This is a genomic window from Hymenobacter setariae, assembly GCF_007713685.1.
Taxonomy (GTDB): domain Bacteria; phylum Bacteroidota; class Bacteroidia; order Cytophagales; family Hymenobacteraceae; genus Hymenobacter; species Hymenobacter setariae.
Genome location: NZ_VMRJ01000003.1, coordinates 834725 through 845457, shown reverse-complemented (window position 1 = coordinate 845457; position 10733 = coordinate 834725). Strand labels below are relative to the sequence as shown.

General features: G+C 53.5%; 7 protein-coding genes. 5 read left to right on the top strand and 2 right to left on the bottom strand.

Annotation, left to right across the window (positions count from 1 at the left end; all coding sequences use genetic code 11):
- Positions 1–37: 37 nt before the first annotated feature.
- Positions 38–3121, bottom strand: a complete 3084-nt coding sequence (locus FNT36_RS14640) for a TAT-variant-translocated molybdopterin oxidoreductase (RefSeq protein ID WP_144849055.1) — start codon at positions 3119–3121, stop codon at positions 38–40.
- Positions 3122–3242: 121 nt separating this feature from the next.
- Entirely contained in the window at positions 3243–4559 is a 1317-nt protein-coding gene (locus FNT36_RS14635) for a cytochrome c3 family protein (protein WP_144849050.1), read from the bottom strand.
- Between the two features lie 412 nt (positions 4560–4971).
- On the opposite strand from FNT36_RS14635, the gene rpsF reads away from it, so the two are divergent.
- From rpsF to FNT36_RS14610, 5 genes are all read left to right on the top strand, one after another.
- Complete coding sequence (gene rpsF / locus FNT36_RS14630) at positions 4972–5343, top strand: 30S ribosomal protein S6 (RefSeq protein ID WP_144849047.1); 372 nt, start codon at positions 4972–4974, stop codon at positions 5341–5343.
- A gap of 19 nt (positions 5344–5362) precedes the next feature.
- A complete protein-coding gene (rpsR, locus tag FNT36_RS14625) occupies positions 5363–5635 on the top strand; it encodes a 30S ribosomal protein S18 (protein ID WP_144849044.1) in 273 nt (90 codons plus the stop codon).
- A gap of 11 nt (positions 5636–5646) precedes the next feature.
- Positions 5647–6090, top strand: a complete 444-nt coding sequence (gene rplI / locus FNT36_RS14620; RefSeq protein WP_144849042.1) for a 50S ribosomal protein L9 — start codon at positions 5647–5649, stop codon at positions 6088–6090.
- Between the two features lie 189 nt (positions 6091–6279).
- A complete protein-coding gene (locus FNT36_RS14615; RefSeq protein WP_144849040.1) occupies positions 6280–8526 on the top strand; it encodes a GSCFA domain-containing protein in 2247 nt (748 codons plus the stop codon).
- A 57-nt stretch (positions 8527–8583) separates the two neighbouring features.
- Positions 8584–10638 (top strand): thioredoxin domain-containing protein, encoded by a 2055-nt coding sequence (locus FNT36_RS14610; RefSeq protein ID WP_144849038.1) that lies wholly within the window; start codon positions 8584–8586, stop codon positions 10636–10638.
- The last annotated feature ends 95 nt before the right edge of the window (positions 10639–10733 follow it).

The following is a 10733-nucleotide window of genomic DNA, read 5'->3' as shown; positions in this document are numbered from 1 at the left end:
TAAAGACTTAACTCTTGGTAATCAGGCTATCTGCAGCTTAGGCTGGCTTTTCTTCTGGGAAGAATGCCGACTGCTCTACATTGCGGATTTTAGTCAGGTACGTAACGTTGGGCTGCACGTTGATAGAATCCAACACGTGGAATGCACGCTCGCCATCTTCGCGCTTCAACAGCTTGCTGATACGGCTGCTAGGGTCACGCATATCGCCAAAGAGAATTGCTTCGGTGGGGCATGACTGTGCACAAGCAGCTACAACTTCTCCATCGAGTGGGCGACGCTTCTGCTTCTTGGCTTCCAACTTACCTAGCTGAATGCGCTGTACGCAGAAAGAGCATTTTTCCATCACGCCACGAGCCCGTACAGTTACGTCAGGGTTCAGCACCATCCGGCCTAGGTCAGTGAACATGTGGCCGTTAACGTCCTCAAACTTCTCGTTAGAGTAGTAAGAGAACCAGTTAAAGCGACGCACTTTATAAGGGCAGTTGTTAGCGCAGTAGCGGGTACCTACGCAACGGTTGTAGGTCATCTGATTGAGACCTTCCGAGCTGTGCGTGGTAGCTAGTACAGGGCACACCGTTTCGCAAGGCGCGTGGTTGCAGTGCTGGCAAAGCATCGGCTGGAATACGACCTGCGGGTTATCCGAGGGGTCTTCCATAGCTGCATAAGTATCCAGCTTGCCTTTTTCGTCAAAATCACTTTTATGCGCGTTTGAGCTATAGTAGCGATCGATACGCATCCAGTGCATCTCGCGGCGATTGATAACCTGCTGCTTTCCTACAACGGCAATGTTGTTTTCGGTTTGGCACCCAATTACGCAAGAGCCACAGCCAATGCACGAATTGAGGTCAATTGCCATTCCCCAATGGTGGTCATTATACTGATAATCCTGCCAGAGCGAAACCTTACTGGGTTTTTCTAAGCCTTCAGGCGTAGCAATCCGCTCGTATTCCGTTACTTCTTTCGGATTCTCGCGATACTTTGCTAACGTATTTTCCTGTACCACCTCACGGCGGTCCATGATAGTATGGTGAGTCTGCGTCTGCGCGATAGGGCTATTAGCGCCTGTAGCTTTCAGCGTTACAGCATTTGTGTAGACAATACCATCCTTACCAACCTGAGCAAAGGGGAAAGCGTTTTCGCCAACGTTGTCACCAACTCGGCCGGCCATCATGCGGCCATATCCAACAGCGATACTAACAGTACCGTCAGCTTGACCTGGCTGAATTAGCACTGGTAGGTTGAGCGGCTTGGCTACTCCAGCAGCACTAACACTCAATACGTCACCCTGCTCCCATTTATTAGCTACTGCCATAGCACGGGGCACAGCTACATAGTTACCCCAAGTGGCTTTAGAGATGGGGTCAGGCAACTCTTGCAAGAAGGGATTATTAGCTTCTACGCCTCCTTCACCAATACCAACTTTTTCGTATAGTGCAAGCTCTACCGTACCGGCTGGAGCAGCAGTCACATTACGTAGACGGCTTACTGCTTCGGCTGCACCGATTACGGGCGAAGAGAAAGCTGGAGCTACAGCTAAAGCGGTACCGGTAGCAACACCATCATGTACTGCTTTGTCCCAAGCAGCTTGGAAACCATTGGCACCAAGCACATTACGCCAGCCTGCTTTCAGGAAGTTGTAGTAGGTCTCGTTAGAACCAGCCCACCGCAAGAAGCTCTCCTGCCCTTGACGGGTTTTGAAGATAGGGGTAATCGCAGGTTGAGCGAGGCTCAGGAAACCACGTTTAGGCTCATAGTCATTCCACGACTCCAGCCAATGGCTATCAGGAGTCTGGTATTGACATAGCGAACCAGTTTCATCAAGACGGTCATTGAGCGATACACTCAACGCAGCTTTTGCAATACCAGCCTTAATCTGAGCACCTAGAGGGTGGTTGTATACTGGGTTTGCGTTGTAAAAGAATACAGCGCTAATAGCACCATTATTGAGGTCACGAACGAACTGAGCCATGCGTGCATCATCGCCCTGACGCACATAGGATGGGTTAGTTAAATCGACCGTTGTACCTACGTTGCCGAGGCTTTGGTTGATAGCTGCTACCAAAGATTGAACAGCAGGGTCGTTAGAGCCAGCTACCACGAGCGAAGCGCCCCGGTTGTTTTGCAGCTCAGCAGCAGCAGTCTTAATCTTCTCGTTGATAGCTGGCGTCAAAGTAGGCACAGCCCCACCACCTACGATTGCACCATACAATGCCAATACGACCGCCGCCATCTGCGAAGGCTTAACTGGCACACGAATATCAGCATTGGAACCACTCAGGGATAAAGCAGTTTCAAACTGATAGTGGCGTGACATAGTAGGCTTTGCAGGCCCATCGCTTCTTACCTTGCGGTTAGTGATATACTGGCGAGAATACTCAACAGGAGATATCCAAGTGCCCAAGAAATCAGCACCTAAGCTTACAATAACGTTAGCACGGCTGAAATCATAGGCAGGCAGTACGCCGCCATTGGCTTGCAGAAGCCCCGACGCAGAGTTGACATCGTACATGACGTGCTCAACATTGCGGTGGCTTCCTGCAAAAGCAGCAATAGCCCGCTTAGTGCTAGGGCTGATAATGGTTGGCGATACAATGGTGATTTTACCTGTAGCACTGTTCAACCCAGCTCGAATGGCTCGGTCGGCCTCTTCAAAATCGACCTTCTTACCTTTTGCCATAAAGTGCTGCAAGCGGCCACCGTCGTATAGACTTAGAATAGCTGCTTGAGCACGAGCTGAAAGGCCACCACGCGTTACGGGAGACTCTGGGTTGCCTTCTAGCTTGATTGGACGACCATCACGGTTTTTTACCAAAACAGCGTTATAGTCAGAGCCCGTAAAGTAAGTTGAAGCGTAGAAGTTAGAAATGGTTGGGTCAACCTCTTCCGGCTTGTTGAGATACGGGATTGCTTTGCGAACCGGCGCTTCACAAGCGGCTAGGGTAGCTGCTGCTACGCCGAAACCCATGAGCTTTAGGAAGTCGCGGCGCGGTGCTACCGAAGTATCCTCGGCATCACCAGCGCGGCTTTCCTTCACCGGCAGAAAGTCGGGAAATTCGGCGAAGGCGTTCTTGGCGAACTCCGGCGAATTATCCAGCTCTTCAATTCCCTTCCAGTATTTCATTGTAGGTAGTAAGGAGACAGCCAAAGCAAACCTAAGATGCAGCGGTAGGATGACAACCTGCGCTTGCCTATGCTTAGATAGCGGCTTCGGGTCTTAAATAATAAAGCTTAGCTGAAAAAACTTAGTAGTGGCACTTCGAGCACTCGGTACCGCCGTTCGACGACACGGTGAAAGGCACAGCATTGTTAGACTTATCGTGCAGTTTCACGAGATTGTCGTAGTAGGCATTGCCTTTCGTATTGAGAGGAGTCTCGCGGTGGCAGTTAATGCACCAGCCCATGGTAAGAGCCGAATACTGATATACCACCTCCATATTTTGGATGGGGCCGTGGCAAGTCTGGCACTGAATGCCGCCGACCTGGGTGTGCTGCGAGTGGTTGAAATAGGCAAGGTCAGGCAAGTTGTGCACGCGAACCCACTGGATGGGTTGCTTGCGCTCGATAGCCCGGTATATTTTCTTAATTTCTGGCGATTCTGTTTTAATCTGCGAGTGGCAGTTCATACAGATGTTAGCCGAAGGAATGTTAGCCGACTTCCCTTTGTAAACCGAGGTGTGGCAGTAAGCGCAGTTAATATTGTTTTCACCAGCGTGCAGTTTGTGCGAGAAGGCAATCGGCTGAGTAGGTTGATAACCTTGCGTCAAGCCAACGGCCATCACGCTTTGCACACCAGCATACAGTAGGGCTAAAGCTACTACTGCCCCTACTATACCACGGAGAGCAGTAGACTTATACAGACCAGCCCAGTCGAAACGCTGCTCTAAGATTTCTACATCACGGCCATCTAGGTCTTTGCGACCACGCAGCACGTCTTTCATCAGGTTGGCGATGATAACGAGCGTTACTACGAGTACAATTAGCACTACTACTAGTACGATGAGTAATACATCGGCATACTTACCAGCACCTGCACCGGAACCATCCTGACCATCGGTTGCAGTTTGATTTTCTTTTGTCACACCAGCGCCACCACCATCAGCAACAGTTTTTTGCCCTTCTTGGGAAGTAACCCAAGCCATGATGCTAGTTATCTCCTGGTCCGACAGTGCGAACGAAGGCATTTGCTGCTTGCCATAGTCATTAAACAGCTTTACGGCATACTCGTCGCCGCTAGCAATAACTTTGGCAGGATTCTTGACCCACTTAACCAACCACGGAATTTGACGGCGCTTGGTAATTCCGGCTAGTGCCGGACCCACTACCTTTTCATTTACTGCGTGGCATTGCGTACAGTTAGCCTTGAAAAGAGCGTCGCCTGCTTGAATAGCAGCGGCATCACCACCGCCAGTAGCGGGGTTGGCTCCTGCGGCGCCCCCAGGGGTTACGCCTTGCTGGCTTACGGTAGCTGCCGATGTGGCGTCCTGTGCAGTGGCGGAGCCCGCCAAAGCCAGAAATAGTGCTAGCACCCAATAGCTGGTGCGCGATAGAAAGCTATTCATCATCCAAACGAACCGGTAAAAACGGAATGCGGGCGTACCCTTTCCGGGGTACAAATGTAGGCTAGGAATTGTGGGTGGCAAAGGTAGAAAAGGCATTTTAGAGCCCCGGCACCTTATTTAGAATTTACCTAAATAACCAATTAAGACAGCTTTATCCTGCTGTAGTGCAGGAGCGATTTATACTAAGGTATCACCTACGCAGTTAATTGGCTAAGCAGGAGCTTAGTTTTAAGAACGACTAGAGGCGCGGTGCTTGGTTGGGTAAGTCTTGCTACTTACGATTAGTTCAGGTAGCTAACTAGACGGTTGGCTCTAGATGGAGGATACTTAATGTTAGCGCTTGGTAATCTTGCGGAATATCAGTACCTTTGCACCCCAATTCATTTTTTCACTCCCAAAATCAACCCCGTCAATGGACGTAAGAAATTACGAGACGGTCTTCATCCTTACCCCCGTACTAAACGAGGGCCAGGTGCAAGAGACGGTCGAGAAGTTCTCGCAGGTGCTTAAGGAAAATAGCGCCGACCTCATTTCTACTGAAGCCTGGGGCTTGCGCAAGCTGGCTTACCCAATTCAAAAGAAATCCACTGGTTACTACTTTACCCTGACCTACAACGGCTCGGGCAATATTGTAGACGTACTGGAGCTGGCTTTCCGCCGCGACGAGCGGGTTATCCGCTTCCTGACTACGGTGCTCGACAAGCACGCCGTGACTTACAACGAGCGCCGCCGCAACGGCGAAATGAACCAGCCGAAAGCTCCGCAAGAAGCCGCAGCTCAGTAACCCTCTAGTACGTAACACGATGGCTACCTCGAACAACCGCAATAACAACCGCGATAACGGTAACAAACCCGTTGACACGCGCAATAAGTACTGCCGCTTCAAAAAGAACGGTATCAAGTACGTAGATTACAAAGACCCTAACTTCTTGCTGAAGTTTGTGAACGAGCAGGGCCGCTTGCTGCCCCGCCGCATCACAGGCACTAGCCTAAAGTTTCAGCGGAAAGTAGCTCAGGCCGTGGCTAAAGCCCGCCACCTGGCTCTGATGCCCTACGTAACTGACGCTCTAAAATAGACTTTATAGAGATGGAAATCATTCTGAAAGACGACGTTAAGGGTCTAGGCTACAAGAACGACCTCGTAACGGTAAAGTCGGGCTACGGCCGCAACTACCTGTTGCCCCAAGGCCTTGCTATCTTGGCTGATAAATCGGCTAAGAAAATTGTAGCAGAGAACGTGCGCCAAGCAGCACACAAAGCTGAGAAGGTGAAGGCTGACGCGCAAGCTGTGGCTGACCAAATTGGTGACCAAGTATTTGAGCTACCCGCTAAAGTAGGCGAGACCGGCAAAATCTTTGGCCGCGTAACCACTCTGCAACTAGCTGACGCACTGAAGGCTAAAGGCATCGAGGCAGACCGCAAGCGTCTGAGCTTCGACCAGGAGCCTACTACTGCTGGTGACTACACCGCTACCCTGAACCTACATAAAGAGGTGAAGCACACGATTAATTTCCGTGTGGTAGCTGCTTAATTTTAAGCCGTTGGCTATTAGCAATAGCTACTAGCTATTCGTATTAAGAAGCCCCGATGGGTGGCCTGCTCTTAGCTAGGTCACTACATCGGGGCTTTTTTGCATTGACTAACAAGCTACTATTAGTGTCAAAACCTAATGCTTAGCCTCTATAAGCTAACAGCTAAGTAGCGCCTACCTTTGTGGCTCATGTTTCGGACTGAATTAACTATTGCGCCGCAGGAGCGGCTATTGCCGCGCACGGCGCGGGTGCTGACGGTGGGCTCGTGTTTTGCCGATAGCATTGGCGAGCGGCTGCGCCTCAATAAAGTAAACACCTTGGTCAATCCTTTTGGCACTGTGTTTCAACCATTGGCGCTAGCGCAATTGCTGCGGGCAGCGGCTGGCGAAGAGCAGGACTGGCAACAGCACGTGGTAGAAGCTAGGGGCCGTTGGCAGAGCTACGACTTTCACAGCACTATCGGGGCCGAGTCGCCGGTTGAGTTACTGCAAACCATTCAAGAAACAGTGCGCCGGGTGGGTGACTTTGTGCGCACAGCTGATGCAGTAGTTCTTACCCTAGGTACCGCTTGGGCCTACCGCCTACGCGAAACCGGTGAGCTAGTGAGCAATCTGCATAAGCTGCCATCTGGCCTATTTGAGAAGGAACTGCTGACGGCTGATGAGATAGTGAATGGGCTGGCGGAGGTTCATGCCTTGTTGCGGCTGATGAACCCAGCTATTCGCATCGTACTCACAGTGAGCCCTGTGCGGCACATTAAAGATACGCTACCGCTAAATGCAGTCAGTAAGTCGGTGTTGAGGGTAGCCTGTCATTACTTGAGCGAGTTGTTACCTAATGTCAGTTATTTCCCAGCTTACGAGCTATTGACTGATGACTTACGCGACTATCGCTTTTATGCGGCCGACATGCTACACCCGTCGGAGGTTGCGGAAGACTATATCTGGGAGCGATTTGCACGAACTTATTTTGACGCTGATTTCGGACGCTTCCGCAAGGAATGGGCGGCGGTGCGGCAGTCTTTGGGCCATCGGCCACTGCACCCGGGTGCTCCCGAGCACCGTGCTTTTCTTGACCAAACGCGCGAGCGCCTAGAGCGCATGACGAGCCAGGGCGTAGATGTGCGCCAAGAGCTGCGCGATGTGAAGCGCCAGCTAGCTGCTTTGCCCCCACCCCGCCCCACACGTGTGCCCGAGGTGGAGCCGCTAGATGACGAAGAACGGATTGATATTGGCAGTGACGAGGCTGATAATGCCTCCCCTACCCTTCTACCGCATACTGAGCCTACGCAGCAGCAAAACCGTCGCCACGAGAATCGCCGCGATGGCCGGCGCAACGAACGCACCAACCGCGACCGGCGTGATAACCGCCCAGCCCCGGTGGCATCGCCAGCGCTGGAGGAAGTAGCAGTACCGGTCGAAGCACTGCCCGAAGAACCGGTAACAGCTGAGGTAGAAGCTCTGCTCACTACCCCAGAGGCGGAGCTATTAGTAACGGTGCCGGAGGAAGGTGTTGGTTATCCTGCTAAAAAGAAGAAACGCCGCTCGCGAGGTGGAGCCAAGCGCACGGCGCGTAAAAATGCCGCCCGCCTAGCTGCTGAACAGGAAACTAGCCCACTTTCATCGGACGAGATAGGAGAGCTTACTGCAGAGGCAACAGAAGATTTTGCTGCTCCTGATGAGACACTTGAACTCTCGGCTGTAGAAGAAACTTTTGCTGAGCCGCTTGCCCTAGGTGAGCTACCCAATGAGTTGGCTTTCGAGATAAATGATAACCTAGGAGCTGGCACTGCTATGGAGCAACCGGTCGAAGCTTCGGCACCAGCTAGTCCCGAGCAGCCAGCGCCGGTTCGTAAGCGGGGAACTGGTCCGACTCCTAAAAAATCTAAAGTCATTACGAAATCGGGCCTAGTGAAGCGAGGTAAGCGCACCAGCCTATACCGCTCGCCTACGCCCGAAGCCACCGAAGCGGCTGTCCCCGAACCGACCGCAGTACCCGCAACGGCGCCAATTATTTCGCCGCCGATTATTCCTGAAATTCTACTAGAGCGGCCCGCAGTAGCGCTGGCTGAATTTCCGCCTAGTGAGCCCGAGGTAGAAGAGTTTGCGGCTGAGGTAGCTGCTGATGCTGCTCCTGCTAAGCCTAAAAGAGGTCGGCCTAAAGCCACTCGCAAGCCCACAGTGCCAGCCGAGAGTCCGGCACCTACTGAGGCCGAAGCACCCAGTTTACCAGTTGAAGCAGCTCCGGCTGCTTCGGAACCTAACGAGGGCGCGGCCAATGATAAGCCCGCTACTCCTAAGGCTAAGCCCCGGCCGGCTCGGGCTGCCAAAACTGCTACGCCTAAAAAGCCAGCGGCAAAAGCAGACACGCCACGCCGCGGTCGGCCGCCAGGCAAGAAAACACCACCAGCGGCTCCAGAAGCGCCTGCTGAATAATTTCTCGAAACCCAGCCCACCCGGCTGGGTTTTGTTTTACCCGTCCCTTTCCTCGCTATGTCTACGTCCTCGTCCATTTCGCCCGCTAACCGCCTAGGGCACGAAACCAGCCCCTACTTGCTGCAACATGCTCATAACCCCGTGGACTGGTACCCTTGGGGACCGGAAGCACTGGCACGGGCGCAGGCCGAGCAAAAACCTATTATCGTAAGCATAGGCTACGCAGCGTGCCACTGGTGCCACGTGATGGAGCGTGAGTCGTTTGAAAACGAGCAGGTGGCGCGGGTAATGAACGAGCACTTTGTATGCATCAAGGTTGACCGGGAGGAGCGGCCCGATGTAGACCAGATATACATGGACGCGGTGCAAGCTATGGGCATCCAGGGCGGCTGGCCGCTGAACGTGATGCTGACGCCCGAAGCCAAGCCTTTTTACGGCGGCACGTATTTCCCACCCGGCAACTGGGTGAAGCTGCTGGAAAACATTGCCCAAGCCTATGCCGGCGAGCACCGCGCTGAGCTAGACGGCTCTGCCGAGCGTTTTGCGCAAGTGCTGCAAGCTAGCGAATTAGAAAAATACGGCGCGGCGAGCGATGGCCCCAGCGCACAGGTAAACGATGAAGAGTTTAAGCTGCTGGCGTACAACCTAGGGCTGCGCTTCGACCGCGAGCGGGGCGGCACCAACCGTGCGCCAAAGTTTATGATGCCTAGCATCTGGCGGTTTTTACTGCGCACGTACCACATCACGGGCAGCCAGCAGATGCTTAATCAAGTCAACCTGACGCTACGCGAGATGGCGTGGGGCGGCATCTACGACCAGGTAGGCGGCGGCTGGGCTCGCTACTCGGTCGATGCGGAGTGGCTGGTGCCACACTTCGAAAAGATGCTGTACGACAACGGCCAGCTACTCAGCCTCTACAGCGAGGCGTATCAGGTCACGCGCGACCCGCTGTACCGCGAGGTAGTGTTTCAGACTGTGGCTTGGGTGCGGCGCGAGCTCACCAATCCAGAAGGCGGTTTTTATTCCTCACTCGATGCTGACAGCGAAGGCGAAGAAGGCAAATTCTACGTCTGGACGCGGGAGGAACTGCAACATATCCTAGGTGCCGAAGAAGCGCTGGCAGCGGCTTACTACAACTGCACGGGCCTAGGCAACTGGGAGCACGGCCGTAATATTCTGCACCGGCGGCAATCGGACGCTGACTTTGCTGCCGAGCATGGCCTAGAACCGCACGTCTTGGCTAAACTCGTGCATGGGTGGCAGCACCAGCTACTGGCGGCGCGAAGCTACCGCGTACGGCCAGGACTGGACGACAAAGTACTGACTGGCTGGAATGCGCTTATGCTCAGCGGGCTGGTGGCAGCCTACCGGGCCTTTGGCGAAGCGGAATTGCTAGAGTTGGCTCTGCGCAATGCGGAGTTTTTACAGCAAAACCTCCGCAACGGCCCACAGCTTTACCGCACTTGGAAAAACGGCCGCGCCACTATCAGCGGCTTTCTGGAAGACTATGCGCTGGTGATTGAGGCCTACATTGGCCTCTACGAAGTCACCTTCGACGAAAGCTGGCTGCGCGAAGCCGAGGTGCTGATGCGCTACGTGCTCGACAACTTCTTCGACCCGGCCGAGCAGCAATTTTTCTATACCGATGCGAGCGCCGAGCCACTCATTGCCCGCAAGAAAGAATTATTTGATAACGTTATCCCCGGCTCTAACTCGGTAATGGCGCATAACCTACTGCGCCTAGGTCGCCATCTCGAAAACACTCAGTACCAAGACATAGCAGCGGCCATGCTCGGCCGAGTGCAAAGCCTGGTGGTGAAAGAGCCGCAGCACCTCACCAACTGGGCTAGTCTCTACGTGGCGCTGGTACGGCCGGGCGCCGAGGTGGCCATCACTGGGCCAGAGGTTGAGAAGTTTCGGCGTGAGCTTAGCCAATATTTTCTGCCCAATGATATCCTCGCCGGCACGCTGTCTTCTAGCAGTTTACCGCTTTTACAAGGGCGCGAGGCCACGGCCGAAACTACTCTTTATGTATGCCGCAACCGGGCTTGCCAGCTACCAGTGCACTCGGTGAATGAGGCCCTAGGTCAGCTCGCGCTGGCCGAGCAATAGGGTAACGCTAGGCGCCAGACGACGGGCAGTATTAACGCACTTTATTAAACCATCTGCCCCGCGGCCGGGGTTATCTTTACTATTCGCCTGCCGCT

Coding starts and splice junctions, on each gene's coding strand:
- rpsR (WP_144849044.1), top strand. CDS start 5,363: ATGGCTACCTCGAACAACCGCAATAACAACCGCGATAACGGTAACAAA.
- FNT36_RS14615 (WP_144849040.1), top strand. CDS start 6,280: ATGTTTCGGACTGAATTAACTATTGCGCCGCAGGAGCGGCTATTGCCG.
- FNT36_RS14640 (WP_144849055.1), bottom strand. CDS start 3,121: ATGAAATACTGGAAGGGAATTGAAGAGCTGGATAATTCGCCGGAGTTC.
- rplI (WP_144849042.1), top strand. CDS start 5,647: ATGGAAATCATTCTGAAAGACGACGTTAAGGGTCTAGGCTACAAGAAC.
- FNT36_RS14610 (WP_144849038.1), top strand. CDS start 8,584: ATGTCTACGTCCTCGTCCATTTCGCCCGCTAACCGCCTAGGGCACGAA.
- FNT36_RS14635 (WP_144849050.1), bottom strand. CDS start 4,559: ATGAATAGCTTTCTATCGCGCACCAGCTATTGGGTGCTAGCACTATTT.
- rpsF (WP_144849047.1), top strand. CDS start 4,972: ATGGACGTAAGAAATTACGAGACGGTCTTCATCCTTACCCCCGTACTA.